Origin of the sequence: Salmonella sp. SJTUF15581 (assembly GCF_043356775.1) — a bacterium.
In the GTDB taxonomy this organism is placed as follows: Bacteria; Pseudomonadota; Gammaproteobacteria; order Enterobacterales; family Enterobacteriaceae; genus Salmonella; species Salmonella enterica.
Genome location: NZ_JBEUJY010000009.1, coordinates 113,970 through 131,608, shown reverse-complemented (window position 1 = coordinate 131,608; position 17,639 = coordinate 113,970). Strand labels below are relative to the sequence as shown.

General features: G+C 54.7%; 16 protein-coding genes and 1 other annotated feature. Of the genes, 6 read left to right on the top strand and 10 right to left on the bottom strand.

Translation table 11 applies throughout. The features are described 5' to 3' along the window. Positions 1–87 precede the first annotated feature (87 nt). Entirely contained in the window at positions 88–1,740 is a 1,653-nt protein-coding gene (gene ushA / locus ABVN36_RS16455; RefSeq protein ID WP_000670398.1) for a bifunctional UDP-sugar hydrolase/5'-nucleotidase UshA, read from the bottom strand. Positions 1,741–1,912: 172 nt separating this feature from the next. Here ushA and ABVN36_RS16450 point away from each other — a divergent pair, with 172 nt between their 5' ends. Then, positions 1,913–3,133, top strand: coding sequence for an MFS transporter (locus ABVN36_RS16450; protein ID WP_001251593.1), 1,221 nt, complete (start codon positions 1,913–1,915; stop codon positions 3,131–3,133). A 214-nt stretch (positions 3,134–3,347) separates the two neighbouring features. Next, positions 3,348–5,024, top strand: coding sequence for a YbaL family putative K(+) efflux transporter (gene ybaL, locus ABVN36_RS16445; RefSeq protein WP_000546202.1), 1,677 nt, complete (start codon positions 3,348–3,350; stop codon positions 5,022–5,024). Positions 5,025–5,146: 122 nt separating this feature from the next. Here ybaL and gsk read toward each other — a convergent pair whose 3' ends face one another. Further along, positions 5,147–6,451, bottom strand: coding sequence for an inosine/guanosine kinase (gene gsk / locus ABVN36_RS16440; protein WP_000671592.1), 1,305 nt, complete (start codon positions 6,449–6,451; stop codon positions 5,147–5,149). Positions 6,452–6,603: 152 nt separating this feature from the next. Between gsk and aes the strand changes: the two genes are divergently transcribed. Next, positions 6,604–7,575, top strand: a complete 972-nt coding sequence (gene aes, locus ABVN36_RS16435; RefSeq protein WP_112324581.1) for an acetyl esterase — start codon at positions 6,604–6,606, stop codon at positions 7,573–7,575. Here the strand turns inward: aes and hemH are convergent. The 8 genes from hemH to ABVN36_RS16395 form a co-directional block, all read right to left on the bottom strand. Beyond that, entirely contained in the window at positions 7,572–8,534 is a 963-nt protein-coding gene (gene hemH / locus ABVN36_RS16430; protein ID WP_241371386.1) for a ferrochelatase, read from the bottom strand. The genes aes and hemH overlap by 4 nt on opposite strands. Before the next feature lie 228 nt (positions 8,535–8,762). Further along, positions 8,763–9,407 (bottom strand): adenylate kinase, encoded by a 645-nt coding sequence (gene adk / locus ABVN36_RS16425; protein ID WP_001220237.1) that lies wholly within the window; start codon positions 9,405–9,407, stop codon positions 8,763–8,765. A gap of 357 nt (positions 9,408–9,764) precedes the next feature. Further along, the gene (gene htpG / locus ABVN36_RS16420) at positions 9,765–11,639 is read right to left on the bottom strand and encodes a molecular chaperone HtpG (RefSeq protein WP_001523272.1); all 1,875 of its coding nucleotides are present in this window, start codon (positions 11,637–11,639) and stop codon (positions 9,765–9,767) included. A 110-nt stretch (positions 11,640–11,749) separates the two neighbouring features. Beyond that, positions 11,750–12,355 carry a recombination mediator RecR gene (gene recR / locus ABVN36_RS16415; protein ID WP_001195023.1) on the bottom strand — a complete coding sequence of 202 codons (606 nt, stop codon included), beginning with the start codon at positions 12,353–12,355 and terminating at the stop codon, positions 11,750–11,752. Next, positions 12,355–12,684, bottom strand: coding sequence for a YbaB/EbfC family nucleoid-associated protein (locus ABVN36_RS16410; protein ID WP_000467098.1), 330 nt, complete (start codon positions 12,682–12,684; stop codon positions 12,355–12,357). The genes recR and ABVN36_RS16410 overlap by 1 nt, the downstream gene beginning before the upstream one ends. A 45-nt stretch (positions 12,685–12,729) precedes the next feature. Continuing rightward, the gene (gene dnaX, locus ABVN36_RS16405; RefSeq protein ID WP_000121967.1) at positions 12,730–14,658 is read right to left on the bottom strand and encodes a DNA polymerase III subunit gamma/tau; all 1,929 of its coding nucleotides are present in this window, start codon (positions 14,656–14,658) and stop codon (positions 12,730–12,732) included. Beyond that, positions 13,333–13,397: a sequence feature (DnaX frameshifting element), on the bottom strand. It overlaps the preceding gene by 65 nt. 113 nt (positions 14,659–14,771) lie before the next feature. Then, positions 14,772–15,323 (bottom strand): adenine phosphoribosyltransferase, encoded by a 552-nt coding sequence (gene apt, locus ABVN36_RS16400; protein WP_000127350.1) that lies wholly within the window; start codon positions 15,321–15,323, stop codon positions 14,772–14,774. A 152-nt stretch (positions 15,324–15,475) separates the two neighbouring features. Further along, positions 15,476–15,853, bottom strand: coding sequence for a DUF454 family protein (locus ABVN36_RS16395; RefSeq protein ID WP_001189860.1), 378 nt, complete (start codon positions 15,851–15,853; stop codon positions 15,476–15,478). Positions 15,854–15,921: 68 nt separating this feature from the next. On the opposite strand from ABVN36_RS16395, the gene priC reads away from it, so the two are divergent. The 3 genes from priC (at position 15,922) to ABVN36_RS16380 (ending at position 17,623) form a co-directional block, all read left to right on the top strand. Further along, positions 15,922–16,449, top strand: coding sequence for a primosomal replication protein N'' (gene priC, locus ABVN36_RS16390; protein WP_001519637.1), 528 nt, complete (start codon positions 15,922–15,924; stop codon positions 16,447–16,449). A 13-nt stretch (positions 16,450–16,462) separates the two neighbouring features. Continuing rightward, positions 16,463–16,630, top strand: coding sequence for a pleiotropic regulatory protein RsmS (gene rsmS, locus ABVN36_RS16385; RefSeq protein WP_000051161.1), 168 nt, complete (start codon positions 16,463–16,465; stop codon positions 16,628–16,630). Between the two features lie 69 nt (positions 16,631–16,699). Continuing rightward, positions 16,700–17,623, top strand: a complete 924-nt coding sequence (locus ABVN36_RS16380; RefSeq protein WP_023137942.1) for an Rpn family recombination-promoting nuclease/putative transposase — start codon at positions 16,700–16,702, stop codon at positions 17,621–17,623. The last annotated feature ends 16 nt before the right edge of the window (positions 17,624–17,639 follow it).

Genomic DNA, 17,639 nt, shown 5'->3' with positions numbered 1-17,639 from the left:
GCGCAAACGCCTTATCCGGCCTACAGCAGACATAATCCGTAGGCCTTAAGGCTGCGCGCCATCAGGCAGTGATGGCTATCCGTACCGCTACAGCCAGCTCACCTCGCCTTTTGGCGTAAACGCCGCCGCATCCAGCGGTGAATTCTGCTGAATAAACTCTTTCAGCACTTCCGCGTCAATAAACCCGGTATTCACGTATCCCGGTTTGTTATCGATGCGCGGATAACCATCGCCGCCCGTGGCGTTGAAACTCAGCGTCGCCATGCGATAGGTTTTAGCCGGATCAACAGGCTCGCCTTTGATTTTCAGATCGGTGAGCTTGCCCTCTTTGGCGACAAAGCTCACATTGGCGAACTGTGGATAGGCGCCGGAGTCCGGTTTCATCTGTGCTACGGCGGTGAGATAATCAACCACCTCTTTGCCGCTCATATCGGCATACACCACAATGTTGCCGAACGGCTGTACCTTGAGCACGCTTTTATAGGTAATATCTCCCGCCTCAATCGAGTCGCGAATACCGCCGCCGCTCATCACGCCAAAATCGGCGCCGGTGCGCGCGATCTGCGCAGCCAGAATCACCCGTCCCATATTGGTCTGGACAAATCTGACCTTACTGCGATCGCCTTCAAGAAGGCCATTCACGCTACCAATTTTCACCTCCAGTTGCGCTTTACCTTTATTCTGGAACGGCGTTAATAACGAGAGCATTTGCGGATTTTCGGCGATTTCCGGCGTGTAAAGTACACGCTCGCTTTTCCCGTTATCCCAGGTCACTTTTTTCTTGAGATTTACCGGAATAAGCTGGTAGTTAACCATTTTCATCTCGCCGTTACGGAATTCGAAATCCGCGCGGCCCACATATTTACCCCACTCATGCGCCTGCACGATCCAGATGCCATTTTGCTTATCCGGCGCGCAGGGAGTTCCCGGTACGTAATTCACCTGTTTTTTATTTTCCGACGCCATGCATACCGGGTCTTGTGAGTGACCGCCCACAATCATCGCCAGCGAACCGGCAGGCAGGCTACGCGCCATCTCAACGTCGCCCGGCGCATTCGAACCGTGATCGCCGTTGTCATAATGTCCCATATGCGTGGTCGCGATAATCACGTCCGGTTTTTCATTCATATTAAGTTCCTGAATCACCACCTTTGCTTCTTCAGCAGGTTTACGAAACTCAATATCGGTGAAATATTCCGGGTTGCCTATTTTCGCCGTGTCATCGGTGGTTAAGCCGATTACCGCGATTTTTATATCCTGGCGTGTAAAAATAGCCCACGGCTTAAACAGACGCTCGCCGGTACTTTTTTGATAAATATTGGCGGAAAGAAAGGGAAACTTCGCCCACTTTTCCTGCTGGCGCAATACGGTGAGCGGGTTATCAAATTCATGATTACCGACGGCCATAGCGTCGTAGCCAATCAGATTCATCCCGCGGAAATCGGGCTCCGCATCCTGGAGATCGGATTCCGGCACCCCGGTATTAATGTCGCCGCCGGATAACAACAGGACGCTTCCCCCCTCTTGCGCCACCTCTTTACGGATACTGTCCACCAGCGTTTTTTGCGCCGCCAGACCATATTCGCCATATTCGCTGCGCCAGAAGTGACCGTGGTGATCGTTGGTATGCAGGATAGTAATTTTATAGGTTTTATCTTTTTCGTAAGCCTGTGCAGGCTGAGTCGTCAGCGCGAACGCCGCCAGTAACGCTAGCGCCACACCCCGTTTCAAAAATTTCATCTTTCTCTCCCTGACTCAATATCAACCGCAGAAATTACCTTTCCTTGCAATAATAGACAAATATGTTTTCAGAATTGAGACTTCCTTCAAACACATTTCACAGGTATGTTAGGCAGGTAATAATTACACATCCTACTATCTCCAACATCGCATAAAATTTAAGTGACTTTCTATGGCCATGAGTGAACCAACCCAGCCGTTAGCCGGCGCGCCCGCAGCGGCCGCTAAAGCACGTACTTCGTTTGGTATTTTGGGCGCGATCAGTCTTTCCCATCTGCTGAACGATATGATCCAGTCGCTAATCTTAGCCATTTATCCCCTGTTGCAGGCGGAGTTCTCGCTGACCTTCGTCCAGATAGGTTTGATCACCCTGACGTTCCAGCTCGCCTCATCGCTACTGCAACCGGTCGTCGGCTACTGGACGGATAAGTATCCCATGCCGTGGTCGCTGCCTGTCGGCATGTGTTTTACCCTGAGCGGGCTGGTACTGCTGGCAATGGCGGGAAGTTTTGGCGGCGTATTGCTCGCTGCGGCGCTGGTGGGTACCGGCTCGTCCGTTTTTCACCCGGAATCGTCCCGCGTGGCGCGCATGGCCTCCGGCGGACGTCATGGTCTGGCGCAGTCTATCTTCCAGGTCGGCGGTAACTTCGGCAGTTCATTGGGCCCGCTGCTGGCCGCCGTGATTATCGCGCCCTATGGCAAAGGGAATGTCGCCTGGTTTGTGCTGGCCGCGCTGCTGGCGATCGTGGTGCTGGCGCAGATCAGCCGCTGGTATGCAGCCCAGCACCGGATAGCGAAAGGCAAGCCAAAAGCGATAATCGCTAACCCGCTGCCGCGCAATAAAGTCGTGCTGGCGGTCAGCGTATTATTGCTACTCATTTTCTCGAAATATTTCTATATGGCGAGCATCAGTAGCTATTACACCTTTTATCTGATGCAAAAATTCGGATTATCAATACAAAACGCGCAGCTCCATCTGTTTGCCTTCCTGTTTGCGGTGGCTGCCGGGACGGTAATCGGCGGGCCGGTGGGCGATAAAATCGGCAGGAAATATGTGATTTGGGGCTCTATTCTCGGCGTCGCGCCGTTTACCCTTGTTTTACCCTACGCCACACTGTACTGGACGGGGATTTTAACGGTGATTATCGGCTTTATTCTCGCGTCGGCGTTTTCCGCCATTCTGGTGTATGCCCAGGAGCTGCTGCCAGGACGCATCGGTATGGTTTCCGGCCTGTTTTTCGGGTTTGCCTTCGGGATGGGAGGCCTGGGCGCAGCGGTGCTGGGGCTGATTGCCGACCATACCAGTATCTATTTAGTTTATAAAATCTGTGCTTTCCTGCCGCTTCTGGGGATACTGACCATATTCTTACCTGATAATCGACATAAAGCGTGATTTTATGGCGGTTAAAGGTACGCTTTAACCGCCTGTACATCCCGATGCCATCATGCTTTGCCCATCCCATACTTATCACTTTTCCGTTCCGTGCTCTTTTTACCGTCAGATTGTATCTTTTTATAAAACACAACCATTTTTTATAAACATCCTGATTGAAATTGTCATAAACTATTACCCGGAGTTTTGGAGTCCAGCAACCAAAGGAGACGGAATGCATCACGCTACCCCGCTTATCACCACCATTGTCGGCGGCCTTGTGCTCGCTTTTATTCTCGGCATGATTGCCAACAAATTGCGTATTTCTCCACTGGTGGGATATCTGTTAGCGGGCGTTCTGGCGGGACCTTTTACCCCGGGTTTTGTTGCGGATACCAAACTGGCGCCGGAGCTGGCGGAGCTCGGCGTGATTCTATTGATGTTCGGCGTCGGGCTGCATTTTTCGCTGAAGGATTTGATGGCGGTAAAGTCTATCGCCATTCCCGGCGCTGTCGCTCAGATAGCGGTGGCGACGCTGCTGGGTATGGCGCTTTCCGCCGTGCTGGGATGGTCATTAATGACCGGCATCGTTTTTGGGCTCTGTCTGTCTACCGCCAGTACCGTCGTCCTGCTGCGCGCGCTTGAGGAGCGACAACTCCTTGATAGCCAGCGCGGACAAATCGCCATCGGCTGGCTGATTGTCGAAGATCTGGTGATGGTGCTGACGCTGGTCTTGCTGCCCGCCGTTGCCGGCATGGTGGAAAAAGGCGATGTCGGCATAGCCTCGCTGGCAGTCGATATGGGGATAACCATTGGTAAAGTGGTGGCATTTATCGCCATCATGATGCTGGTCGGACGCCGCCTGGTGCCGTGGATTATGGCCCGCAGCGCCGCCACCGGCTCGCGCGAATTATTTACCCTTTCCGTACTGGCGCTGGCGTTAGGCATTGCGTTTGGCGCGGTAGAACTGTTTGACGTCTCTTTTGCGCTGGGCGCGTTCTTCGCTGGAATGGTGCTTAATGAGTCGGAACTGAGTCACCGGGCGGCGCACGATACGTTGCCGCTGCGCGACGCCTTTGCCGTCCTGTTTTTTGTTTCCGTCGGCATGTTGTTCGATCCGTTAGTCTTGATCCAACAGCCGCTGGCGGTGTTGGCGACGCTTGCCATTATCGTCTTTGGTAAATCGATCGCTGCGTTTTTCCTGGTGCGTATGTTCGGCCACTCGCCGCGAACCGCGCTGACCATTGCCGCCAGCCTGGCGCAAATCGGCGAGTTCGCCTTTATTCTCGCCGGACTCGGCATGGCGCTCAACCTGCTGCCGCAAGCGGGACAGAACCTGGTGCTGGCAGGCGCTATTTTGTCGATTATGCTTAATCCCGTACTGTTTACCCTGCTGGAGAAGTATCTGGCGAAAACCGAAACGCTGGAAGAGCAAACTCTGGAAGAGGCTATCGAAGAAGAGAAGCAAATTCCGGTGGATATCTGTAATCATGCCCTGCTGGTGGGTTTTGGCCGCGTAGGCAGTCTGCTGGGAGAAAAATTACTGGCGGCGGGGATTCCGCTGGTGGTTATCGAAACGTCCCGTACCCGCGTGGATGAGCTGCGCGAACGCGGGATTCGCGCCGTGCTGGGCAACGCCGCTAACGAAGAAATCATGAATCTGGCGCATCTGGACTGCGCTCGCTGGCTATTATTGACCATCCCCAACGGTTACGAAGCCGGCGAGATTGTCGCCTCAGCGCGGGAAAAAAGTCCTGATATCGAGATAATCGCCCGCGCGCACTATGATGATGAAGTGAAATATATTACCGAGCGGGGAGCCAATCAGGTAGTGATGGGCGAGCGAGAAATTGCCCGGGCGATGCTGGAACTGCTTGAAACGCCGCCCGCAGGTGAAGTCGTCGCCAGTTAAGGGTTTGCCGGACGACAACAAACGTCTTATCCGGCATGGAACGTCCCACTTTACGTAGACCGGGCTATCAGGCAATCAACGCCGGACGGCCCGATGCGCGCAGCGCCATCGGGCAAGCCAGATTAGCGATCCCAGTACGACTCTTCCAGGCTGTCCTCACGCTCCGGCAGCCCGCGTGTCAGACGCGGAGAATGCTGGTTCAGTACCTGATAACTGACACGGTTAGCATATTTACACACCTGCGCCAGCGACGAATAGGTCAGCCAGGTGAATTTGTGCTTACTGGAGTTCGGTACGTTGCTACGATGGTAACTGTTCGCCGTAATATCGTGCAGCAGCGCCGCCAGCGCGCCATCGCCCGCGCCGTTGGTGTTCATGATTTTTTCCGGCCCGCCCATATACGGCGCAATATGCGAATAAACGCGCAGCGGATTAATACAATCTTTATGGCGCATTGCCCGGCTAAATTCATACTGGTTAAATTCAGCAATAGCCCCCGGCAGCAGCGGATGCTGGGTTTTACGTTTTGCTTCCTCTTCGGTGAAGCCTGCCATATATAACCCTATCGGTCCGGCGGTGCATAACACCAGGTCGACCCAGTCCAGCGCCTTATCCGCCGCCAGCAGCGGGTCGTTTTCGCCGGTCAGCGCTTCCGCTTCTTCTTCATTCATTGCCAGAATCGAGACATTCTCTTTGAGAAACGCCTGCCACCACTGCGGATTATCGGCGATCACAAATTTGGTGCCCAGCGTCATGACAACCGGCACGTTATGCTTTTTCGCGTATTCGATCGCTTTCATCGTCGCGTCAGGCATCGGTTCGCCAGGCTTACAGCGCACCAGATATGAAGTCAACACCAGCGCGGAAGCGCCAGCGATCACCGCTTCCGGAATACTTTCCGCCCGTAGCTGATTCATATGGCCGGGGCTGATAGCGAAGGTACGCTCGCCGGATTCGCCAATCAGCGTGAAACAGCGGCCAATCGGGCCATCTACCGCTTGCAGATAATTCAGGTCGGTACGGCTGGAAGTATTACACAGGTAGCGATAAGCGTAGCTGCCAATCTCAATGTTGCTGCACATCACGCCCAGTAACACCGAACGGTCATCCGCCAGTACCGAATAATTGTGCATCGTATTGCCTATGGTGCCGCCAGCAAACTGATGGGTGATCAGATTTTCCCGCGTCAGTTCCTGATACAGCTTCTCCGCCACCTCGTCTTCTATCACCAGAGAATGCCCGGCGCTTAATCCATAGCGTGTAATAAAATCGTCATCCACTTTCGCCTCAATATCCACCAACGTCTGGTCGATACCGACGACCCAGGAGGCGTTGGTTTCCTGTTCTGGCTGAATTTGTTGCAACAACGGGTCACGCGCATTGACGGGAAAATAGTGTTTGGATTTACGTTTACCGGGAAATTTCATGATTGTGCTTACGGATGAATAACGGAGCGCTGCATGGTAGCACATTCCCCCTGCTGCGCGCGACGGACGATGGCGTTTCAATATCGGACGACGAGATCGCAGTTTCTCCAGCCGCGTTTTTTACAATGGTTCACTTTCACAAGGAGCGTTTTATGAAGCCGGAAAATAAAATTCCCGTACTCACCCGACTGTCTGACGAAATGAAAGCCGTCGTAAACTTCCAGCAACCAGGCCTTCCCCCCTGGCCTGCCGATGGCGATATTGAGACCCAGCGTCAGTATTATCTTCTTGAGCGCCGTTTCTGGAATGCCGACGCGCCGTCCATGGCCACCCGCACCTGCGCCGTCCCTACGCCTTATGGCGATGTAACAACCCGGCTCTACTCGCCGCAGCCGACCAGTCAGGCCACCTTATACTATCTGCACGGCGGCGGATTTATCCTCGGTAATCTGGATACGCATGACCGGATAATGCGTCTGCTGGCGCGTTATACCGGCTGCACCGTGATCGGTATTGATTATTCGCTGTCGCCGCAAGCGCGTTATCCGCAGGCCATTGAAGAAACCGTCGCGGTATGCAGCTACTTCTCTCAACATGCCGATGAATACTCGCTCAACGTGGAGAAAATCGGTTTCGCCGGAGATTCCGCAGGCGCCATGCTGGCGCTTGCCAGCGCGCTCTGGTTACGTGATAAGCACATTCGCTGCGGTAACGTTATCGCGATTCTGTTGTGGTATGGGCTGTATGGGTTGCAGGACTCGGTAAGCCGCCGTCTGTTCGGCGGCGCGTGGGACGGCCTGACGCGTGAAGATCTGGACATGTACGAAAAGGCCTATCTGCGTAACGATGAAGATCGGGAATCGCCCTGGTATTGTCTGTTTAATAACGATCTCACGCGCGATGTGCCGCCCTGCTTTATTGCCAGCGCGGAGTTTGATCCGCTCATTGATGACAGCCGCTTGCTGCACCAGACATTACAGGCGCACCAGCAGCCCTGCGAATACAAAATGTATCCCGGCACGCTGCACGCCTTTCTGCACTATTCGCGAATGATGACAATCGCCGACGATGCCTTGCAGGACGGCGCGCGATTCTTTATGGCGAGGATGAAGACGCCGCGTTAACGGTACGGCGCCGTGAGTTTCAGCATCATATCAATATGTTCCGGCGTCGCGTTCAGCGCCGGAATGTACGCATACTTTTTACCGCCCGCTTCAAGGAAAATCTCGCGGTTCTGTTCCGCTATCTCTTCCAGCGTCTCCAGACAATCCGCGGCAAACCCCGGACACATGACCTGAATATGGCCAGTCCCCTTTTCACCCAACATTTTTAGCGTTTCATCGGTGTACGGCGTCAGCCACGGTTCACGGCCAAAGCGCGACTGGAACGTCATCATTACCTTTTCCGGCGGCAGCCCCAATGCGGAAACCAGTTCGCGCGTGGTATCGCGACAGCGCTGCGGGTAGTCATCGCCTTCATCCGCATAACGTTGTGGAATGCCGTGATAAGAGAGCAGAAGCACATCCGGCTCGCCGTGTCTGGCGAACGACTCACGCGCGCTTTTCGCCAGCGCATCGATATAAGCGCCGTCATCCGCGTAATCGCGAATAAATGAGATACCGGGAATACAACGTTTACGCGCCAGTATCCGCCCCAGTTCGTCCCAGACTGCGCCCACCGTTGAGCAAGAGTATTGCGGGTACAACGGCAGCACGACGATATGGTCGACGTCGCTTGCTAACAGTTCATCGACAGCGCTTTCCAGCGAGGGCGAGCCGTAGCTCATCCCCAGCGCGACGGGCGTGTCTGGCAACCGCGCGGCCAGCGCCTGTTGCTGTTCGCGGCTATATACCATGAGCGGCGAACCGCCATCCATCCAGATAGATTGATAGAGTTTCGCGACGCGCGGCGAACGCAGCGGTAAAATAACGCCACGCAGCAGCGGCCACCACAGCAGACGAGGAGTATCCACCACGCGTCTGTCGCTTAAAAATTGTTTCAGGTAGCGCTTTACCGCTTCGGGAGTTGGGGCATCTGGCGTGCCAAGGTTAGCCAGCAGGATACCGGTTTTCGTCTGACGCATTGCCGCCTCTTATCTATTCAAATTGTTGATAATTGTAGCGGAAAAGCGATAAAGAAGAACTAATTGCTGCGAGAGGTAAGACGAGAATTCGCCGAATGGCGCTCACGATGCCAGTAGGCCGGATAAGGCGTTCAGGCCGCCATCCGGCACCGATTGCCTGATGGCGCTACGCTTATCAGGCTTGCGGGATAATGGCAGGCCTGATAAGCGGTTCACTACGCGAAAAAATTAACCGAGGATTTTTTCCAGCGCTGCGCGCACGTCGGCAACGGCCTGCGTACCGTCAACTTTAGCGTATTTGGTGTTGCCCGCTTCCGCTTCTTTCTGGTAGTAGCCAATCAGCGGCGCGGTCATCTGATGATATTCCACCAGACGTTTGCGAACGGTCTCTTCCTGATCGTCTTTACGGGTCGTCAGATCTTCGCCGGTGACGTCATCTTTGCCTTCCACTTTCGGCGGATTAAACTTTACGTGGTAAACGCGGCCAGAGGCGGCGTGTACGCGACGGCCCACAATACGGTCAACGATCAGTTCGTCCGGTACGTCGAATTCCAGCACGTAATCCACGACAATACCCGCTTCTTTCATCGCGTCAGCCTGCGGGATCGTGCGCGGGAAACCGTCCAGCAGAAAACCGTTACGGCAGTCTTCCTGGGCGATACGCTCTTTAACCAGCGCAATCACCAGTTCATCGGTCACCAGTTTACCGGCGTCCATGATATCTTTCGCCTGTTTGCCCAACTCGGAGCCTGATTTCACTGCGGCGCGCAGCATATCGCCAGTGGAGATTTGCGGAATACCATATTTCTCCATGATGAACTGAGCCTGAGTTCCTTTACCCGCGCCCGGAGCGCCAAGCAGAATAATACGCATTACGAAAATCCCCTCAAAGGTTGTCGATATTTTTTAAAAAGCGCTAAACGATACCACCATCACGCATTTCGCTCAAGGAAGCCGCCTGATGCTGAAACGGTTAACGAAGAGAAATCGAGAAAAGAGAAGGCATTATAAAAAATGCCGGATGGCGCTGGCGCTTATCCGGCCTACAAACAGTACTCGCCCGTAGGCCGGATAAGATGCTTCGCGTCGCCATCCGGCAGTCACAAAACAGTACTCGCCCGTAGGCCGGATAAGACGCTTCGCGTCGCCATCCGGCAGTCACAAAACAGTACCCGTCCGTAGGCCGGATAAGACGTTTCACGTCGCCATCCGGCAATCAGATGAGCGTTATCAGGACACCAGCAACTGGTTCATACGGCGGATAAACTGGTTCGGATCTTCCAGCGTACCGCGTTCAGCGAACAGCGCCTGATCCAGCAGCAGCTCGACCCACTCTTTAAACTGCGCTTCATCCTCGGTATCGGCAGTGCGTTTGACCAGCACATGATCCGGGTTGAGCTCAAAGATGTATTTCACTTCCGGCACGGACTGACCGGCCGCGGCGAACAGTTTCGCCATCTGGGTGCTCATTTCATCCGCATCGGTGGTGACAATCGCCGGCGTGTCGGTTAAACGATGCGTCAGACGCACCTCTTTCACGCGATCGCCCAGCAGGGTTTTGACACGCTCCACGAACGGCTCAAGCGCCTTTTCCGCTTCTTTCGCGTTTTCGTCGACTTCATCCGCCAGTTTTTCGATGGACTCATCGGCTTTAGCGACCGACTGGAATGCTTTACCGTCAAACTCGGTCAGGTAGTTCATCATCCACTCGTCGATGCGATCGGAGAGCAGCAGCACTTCGATGCCTTTCTTACGCAGCAGCTCCAGGTGCGGGCTGTTTTTCGCCGCCGCATAGCTGTCTGCGGTGATGTAGTAGATTTTTTCCTGCCCTTCTTTCATCCGGGAGACGTAATCTTCCAGCGACACGGTCTGGGCGGAAGAGTCGGTATGGGTGGAGGCAAAGCGCAACAGTTTAGCGATCGCTTCCTGGTTGGCGTGATCTTCCGCCGGGCCTTCTTTCAGCACCAGACCGAACTGTTTCCAGAAGGTTTGGTATTTTTCCGCGTCGTCTTTCGCCAGTTTTTCCAGCATTTGCAGGACGCGTTTGGTCAGAGCGCTACGCAGATTACGCGTTACCGTGCTGTCCTGCAGGATTTCACGGGAGACGTTCAACGGCAGGTCATTAGAATCAATCAGGCCGCGCACGAAACGCAGATAGTTCGGCATGAACTGCTCGGCATCGTCCATAATGAACACGCGCTGTACGTACAGCTTCAGACCATGTTTGTGATCGCGGTTCCACAGATCCCACGGCGCCTGCGACGGGATATACAGCAGGCTGGTGTACTCCTGCTTACCTTCCACGCGGTTGTGGCTCCAGGTCAGCGGATCGGTGAAATCATGCGCGATGTGCTTGTAAAACTCGTTGTACTCGTCGTCTTTAATTTCCGACTTGTTGCGGGTCCACAACGCCTGAGCCTTGTTGATTTTCTCCCAGGAAATCACGGTTTCGCCGTCTTTTTCTTCCCGTTTTTCAATCTCTACCGGCAATGCGATGTGATCGGAATATTTACTGATAATCGAGCGTACGCGCCAGTCATCGAGGAATTCATCTTCGCCTTCACGCAGGTGTAAGGTGATTTCCGTACCACGGTCATTTTTGGTGATATCGGCAACGGTGTATTCGCCTTCGCCTGCCGATTCCCAGAACACGCCATTTTCCGGCTTGTCGCCTGCCGCACGGGTACGTACGGTCACTTTATCGGCCACAATAAACGCGGAGTAGAAGCCTACGCCAAACTGACCGATGAGCTGGCTATCTTTCGCCTGATCGGACCCCATTGATTCGAGGAAAGATTTGGTGCCGGACTTGGCAATGGTGCCTAAGTGGTCAATCACCTCATCACGATTCATCCCCACGCCGTTATCGGCAATGGTCAACGTACGCTTATCTTTATCGAAAGAGACGCGCACACGCAGCTCGCCATCTCCTTCATACAGGTCCGGGTTTGACAGAGCGCGGAAACGCAGCTTGTCCGCCGCATCTGAGGCGTTAGAGATGAGTTCACGCAGGAAGATTTCTTTATTGGAATAAAGAGAATGGATCATCAGGTGCAGAAGTTGTTTAACTTCTGACTGAAAACCACGCGTTTCTTGTCCTTTCATGTGGATAGACCTCAACAATGCCATTTTTAATGGTAAAAATACGTTGAGGGTGAGATGGGGACAAGCGGGTGTGATTTCAAGCGGAGGCCGCGAATGCCGCCTCCGTTTGTTCAGAAAATAATCTTATGACGTCCCGCCAGCGAGTGGGACAGCGTCGTACCGTCGACCATCTCCAGTTCGCCGCCAACCGGCACGCCGTGGGCGATACGACTGGCTTCGACGCCGGCCTCCGCGCACAGCTCGGCAATATAGTTCGCGGTAGCCTCCCCTTCAACCGTCGGGTTGGTCGCGAGGATCAGCTCACTGATTTTTTCTGACGCCAGCCGCTGTTCCAGACGATCGAGACCGATATCATCCGGCCCGATGCCGTCCAGCGGCGACAGGTGGCCCATCAGCACGAAATACCGCCCGGAAAATTGCCCGGTCTGCTCAATGGCGTAGATATCCGCAGGACTCTCCACCACGCAAATCTGGCCGTTTTCCTGACGCCGCGGGTTCGAACAGATATTACAAACATCCTGCTCGGTAAAGGTGCGGCAGTCGGCGCAGTGGCCGATTTCCGACATCGCCCGGGTCAGCGCCTGCGCCAGACGCATTCCGCCGCTGCGATCGCGCTGCAACAGGGTAAACGCCATCCGCTGCGCCGACTTAGGGCCGACGCCCGGAAGGCAGCGCAACGCTTCCATAAGCTGAGTTAACAGCGGACTGGTTTGCATCAGAATGGCATCTTAAAGCCTGGCGGCAGTTGCATACCGGAAGAGACGGAAGCCATCTTCTCTTTTTGCGTCTCTTCAATGCGGCGCGCCGCATCGTTGAAGGCCGCAGCGACCAGATCTTCCAGCATCTCTTTGTCATCTTCCAGCAGGCTTGGGTCAATTTCCACGCGGCGGCAGTTATGCGCGCCGTTGATGGTAACCTTCACCAGACCCGCGCCGGATTCGCCGGTCACTTCCAGCTGCGCAATCTCTTCCTGCATTTTCTGCATTTTTTCCTGCATCTGCTGGGCCTGTTTCATCAGATTGCCCAGACCGCCTTTTCCAAACATAAGCTCTCTCTCTTGATGGTTCACAATCGCAAGCCAGGCTTACGATCAAATGGGGCGGATACTCTCTTCATCCAGCTCGGCGTCGAAGAATCGACGCAGCGTCTGAATGTTATTATCCGCAATAATTGACTCACGCGCTTGCGCGAGTTTCTCTTCATAAATGGCCTGACGCCATTCCAGCGGCGTACGCACCGCGGGATTATCATCTTCAACGATGGTCAGTTCAACCGTCGTTCCCGTCAGATCGCTGAGCGCTTGCGCCAGCTTTTGCTGCGCGCCGCTGGAATTGAGGTGCCGCTGCGTCGAGCGCAGATGCAGACAAACCGCGTTGCCGTTCTGCTCCTTCCAGGCATTGAGCGCCACCTGCTCCACCAGCTTAGGCAAAGAAAGCTGGCTTACCTGCGCCGCCCACGGATCGCGCTCAATCGCTTCCGCCGCCAGTTTAGCCGCCAGCTCCGGCGTTTTTTCATGCTCCAGAGCTTTCTTAAGCGCTTTTGGCGTAGCCACCACTTCTTTGGTTTGCACTACCGGCGTGGTGGCCTTCCAGCGATAAGCCTCTTTCTTTACTGGCGCCGTTTCCAGCGCAGACGGCGCCGGGCGCGCCTGTACGCGCTCCGAAACCGAGGCCAGCCGCTCCAGCGCAGAGTTATTCACCGGCCGCGCGCGGGATGCGGCTGCCGGTTCACTCTTTTTTGTTTTGGTTACTCCCTGCGCGCGCTGTAGCTGATTGCGCGCCGCCAGCACCTGACTGGTAGACGCCGGCAGCGGCGCTGGCGATGTCTGCGGCGCGGGCGCCGACGGCTGCTGCACCTGCGGCGGCGTCATTACCGCCGTTGGGGCCACGGGCGCAAAAGACTGCCGCGGCGTTTCAGGCTCCGGCAAGGGCATACGCGGGTGAAACGCCAGCGCACGCAGTAACGTCATTTCAACGCCCATCCGCCGGTCCGGCGCCCAGGGCAATTCTTTGCGACCAATCAACAACGTCTGATAATAGAGCTGAAGATCGCCGGGAGGCACCGTCCGGGCAAGTTCGCGCATCCGTTGCTCGATAGCCGCCATATCGCTGCCTAACGCGGCAGGCGAAAGTTGCACCATCGCAATACGGTGCAGCAGGCTAAGCATTTCGACCAGCAGCGCTTCCCATTCAATACCGCGCGCCGCCGCCTCGTTGATAAGCGACATGACGCGTTCGCCGTTAGCGTCAACCACTGCCTCGACTAATGACAAAGCCTGGTCGTCGTCCAGCGTACCGAGCATGGCGCTTACCGCCTGCGTCGAAACCTGCCCGTCGCCGCTGGCGATCGCCTGGTCAGTCAGACTTAATGCATCGCGCAGGCTGCCGTCAGCCGCACGTGATAACAACTGCAACGCGCGGGGTTCGTGAGCGATATGTTCCTCATTGAGAATATGCTCAAGCTGATGGCGAATCTGTTCAACATCCAGCGCTTTGAGATGAAACTGTAGGCAGCGCGACAAAATGGTCACCGGCAGCTTCTGCGGATCGGTGGTCGCCAGTAAAAATTTCACATGCGCTGGCGGCTCTTCAAGCGTTTTAAGTAGCGCATTAAAGCTGTGGCGCGACAGCATGTGGACTTCATCGATCAGATAGACTTTAAAGCGACCGCGCGCAGGCGCGTACTGGACGTTATCCAGCAGGTCGCGGGTGTCTTCGACTTTGGTACGCGATGCGGCGTCAATCTCAATGAGATCGACAAAACGCCCTTGCTCAATTTCCCGACAGTTATCGCAAACGCCGCACGGCGTCGCGGTAATGCCGGTTTCGCAGTTCAGCCCCTTCGCCAGCAGTCGGGCGATAGAGGTTTTACCGACGCCGCGCGTGCCGGAAAAAAGATATGCGTGATGAATGCGCCCTAACGACAAGCCGTTCGCCAGTGCGGTCAGCACATGTTCCTGGCCGACGACGTCAGCAAAGGTTTGTGGGCGCCATTTTCTGGCTAAGACCTGATAACTCATTGGCAGGCTCTGAAACGCTGGAAGGTGGATTCATAGAAGGGTAATGCTAACACAACCTCGCCGATACAGCGAGGTTGTCTCTCTGGCTAAAATAGCAGTGCGAATAGCCTGAATCAATGCCCCGGAAACGGCACCAGGCTATAACAGGTAATCCCCTGCTTTTCCAGACGCTGCTCGCCGCCCAGATCGAACAAATTGATGATGAACGCCGCATCGGTGACTTTCCCGCCCAGACGACGGATCAGCTTCACGGTCGCCTCAATGGTGCCGCCAGTCGCCAGCAGATCGTCCACGACCAGCACGTTGTCGCCAGGTTTAATCGCGTCGACATGGATTTCCAGCTGATCGGTGCCGTACTCTAATTCATAGGTCTCGGCAATAGTTTCACGCGGTAATTTGCGCGGTTTACGTACCGGAACAAAACCAACGCCCAGCCCAAGCGCAACCGGCGCGCCAAACAGGAAGCCACGCGCTTCGGTGCCGACCACTTTGGTGATACCCGCATTTTTATAACGCTCAACCAACAGTTCAATACTGAGCGCGTAGGCTTTCGGGTCTTCCAGTAAGCTGGTGACATCACGGAAAAGAATGCCCGGTTTCGGGTAATCCTGAATGCTTTTGATGCTGTTTTTGAGAAACTCAAGCTGCTGTGCAGTCGCGGTCATGGATATATGCCTGCTAAGTACGGTGTTACTCACGGCGCAATACTTTTCGGTCAGGGGTAACGCTCGGTTACTCTTTGACCGCCTGCGCCTGTGCTCGAAAACGGTCGAATTTACTGGCTGTGAACGACAATTGCAACAGCGATTCGTGTGCTTCAGCGCTTTTGTTGCTTTTCATCAATCACCGGTATCCGCCACATAAAAATCAGCAGACAGGCCAAAATAACTAACAGCAGCACCCGCACCCACATCATATTCACCAGCCACAGCGATATACCAAAGGTCAGCAATATCAACGCGATCGCTCGCGGTTTCGCTCCCGGCGGCATGGCCCGATAGCGCTGCCAGTGGCGCAGATAACCGCCAAACCATGAGCGGTATAACAACCAGGCATGGAAACGCGGCGACGAGCGGGCGAAACACCAGGCCGCCAGTAAAATGAACGGCGTAGTCGGCAACAGGGGCAAAACCACGCCCAATGTCCCTAATACTACCGCCAGCCAGCCAATGATGATTAAAATAGTACGTTGCATAATGCGAATCGTTATCAAACAGAAGGCTACTGTAGCACAGCCTGTCTTATTTTCATCGGGGTGTTGAATTGAAAACCGCTATGCTGTTACAGACGCTGGAAGAGAGGCTGGCGACGCTACGCCAACGCTGCGCGCCGCTGGCGCAACATGCGACGTTAAGCGCGCGCTTTGACCGACATCTTTTCCGTACCCGCAGTACTCTGTTGCAGGGATATCTGGAAGAGGCTGACGCCAATCTCGCCGCGTTGCGTCAGGCGGTAAAACATGAGCAACTGCCGCAAGTCGCCTGGCTGGCGGAACATCTGGCTTCGCAACTGGAGGCGATATCGCGTGAAACCGCCGCCTGGTCGCTGCGCCAGTGGGACACCGCCGCGCCAGGGCTTGGCCGTTGGCAGCGCAGACGAATACAGCATCAGGAGTTTGAACGTCGACTACTGGCGATGACACAGGAGCGCAAAATTCGTCTGGCGCAGGCGACTGGCCTTGTCGAACAACAAACGCTGCAAAAGGAAGTCGAGATCTATGAAGGACGGCTGGCGCGCTGCCGACATGCGCTGGAGAAAATAGAAAACGTACTGGCGCGTTTAACCCGTTAACCCTGGAGAAAGTATGTCGCTTGAAAATGCCCCTGATGAAGTCAAACTGGCCGTGGATTTAATTGTGCTGCTTGAAGAGAATCGCTTACCGGCACGAACGGTGCTACGCGCGCTGGAAATAGTTATGCGTGATTATGAAAACAAGTTAAAAAGTACGGAAGACGACTCGCAAACAGAGTAATTGCCCTCTGGTTTGTCCTCGTTGTCGCTGACAGAGTGGTCGCTACAGTCAGGCAACAAGGGACAGGTCATGGAACGTCTACCCACCACGCCGCACGATGCGGTATTTCGACAAATGCTGATGCAAAAAGAGGTCGCCCGCGACTTTCTGGCTATCCACTTGCCAGAAGCCTTTCTTGCAATCTGCGATCTGGATTCACTGAAGCTGGAGTCAGGGAGTTTTGTTGAAGACAATTTACGCAGCCGCTATTCAGATATTCTCTACTCTCTGCATACCCAACACGGCCCCGGGTATGTTTACGCGCTCATTGAACATCAGAGCAAATCAGACCGGCTGATGGCTTTTCGCCTGATGCGGTACGCCATTGCCGCCATGCAGCGTCATCTGGATGCCGGTCATGATACCTTGCCGCTGGTGGTACCAATCCTCTTTTATCACGGTCCGGAAAGCCCGTGGCCCTATAGCCTTAACTGGCATAATATGTTTGTGAAACCGGATATGGCGAAGGCCTTATACAGTCATGAATTTGCGCTGGTCGACCTGACGATAATGCCGGATAATCAGCTTTTGCAGCATCGGCGGATAGCGATGTTAGAGCTCCTGCAAAAACATATTCGTCAACGCGATTTAAGCGAACTGCTCGACCCCCTTATCACGCTTTTAACGCAGGATCATTTGACGGACACGCAGCTCAGTGTACTAATCAACTATATGTTGAAAGCAGGAAACGCCGCAGAACCCGGGGCGCTAATTCGTCAACTGGCGCAGGGCGCGCCGCAGTATAAGGAACAACTGATGACAATAGCGGAATGGCTGGAAGAAAAAGGCCGAACGGAAGGGTTGCAAAAAGGCCTTGAGCAAGGGTTAGCACAAGGCCGTGAGGCCGAAGCGCGCGCTATTGCCCGCAAAATGCTTGCCAACGGGCTGGAACCCGGGCTCATCGCCAGCGTCACCGGCATTACGCCGGAAGAGCTTTCTACGCTGTCGCATTAGCGGCGCCGCGCGCACT

Coding starts and splice junctions, on each gene's coding strand:
- ushA (WP_000670398.1), bottom strand. CDS start 1,740: ATGAAATTTTTGAAACGGGGTGTGGCGCTAGCGTTACTGGCGGCGTTC.
- ABVN36_RS16450 (WP_001251593.1), top strand. CDS start 1,913: ATGGCCATGAGTGAACCAACCCAGCCGTTAGCCGGCGCGCCCGCAGCG.
- ybaL (WP_000546202.1), top strand. CDS start 3,348: ATGCATCACGCTACCCCGCTTATCACCACCATTGTCGGCGGCCTTGTG.
- gsk (WP_000671592.1), bottom strand. CDS start 6,451: ATGAAATTTCCCGGTAAACGTAAATCCAAACACTATTTTCCCGTCAAT.
- aes (WP_112324581.1), top strand. CDS start 6,604: ATGAAGCCGGAAAATAAAATTCCCGTACTCACCCGACTGTCTGACGAA.
- hemH (WP_241371386.1), bottom strand. CDS start 8,534: ATGCGTCAGACGAAAACCGGTATCCTGCTGGCTAACCTTGGCACGCCA.
- adk (WP_001220237.1), bottom strand. CDS start 9,407: ATGCGTATTATTCTGCTTGGCGCTCCGGGCGCGGGTAAAGGAACTCAG.
- htpG (WP_001523272.1), bottom strand. CDS start 11,639: ATGAAAGGACAAGAAACGCGTGGTTTTCAGTCAGAAGTTAAACAACTT.
- recR (WP_001195023.1), bottom strand. CDS start 12,355: ATGCAAACCAGTCCGCTGTTAACTCAGCTTATGGAAGCGTTGCGCTGC.
- ABVN36_RS16410 (WP_000467098.1), bottom strand. CDS start 12,684: ATGTTTGGAAAAGGCGGTCTGGGCAATCTGATGAAACAGGCCCAGCAG.
- dnaX (WP_000121967.1), bottom strand. CDS start 14,658: ATGAGTTATCAGGTCTTAGCCAGAAAATGGCGCCCACAAACCTTTGCT.
- apt (WP_000127350.1), bottom strand. CDS start 15,323: ATGACCGCGACTGCACAGCAGCTTGAGTTTCTCAAAAACAGCATCAAA.
- ABVN36_RS16395 (WP_001189860.1), bottom strand. CDS start 15,853: ATGCAACGTACTATTTTAATCATCATTGGCTGGCTGGCGGTAGTATTA.
- rsmS (WP_000051161.1), top strand. CDS start 16,463: ATGTCGCTTGAAAATGCCCCTGATGAAGTCAAACTGGCCGTGGATTTA.
- ABVN36_RS16380 (WP_023137942.1), top strand. CDS start 16,700: ATGGAACGTCTACCCACCACGCCGCACGATGCGGTATTTCGACAAATG.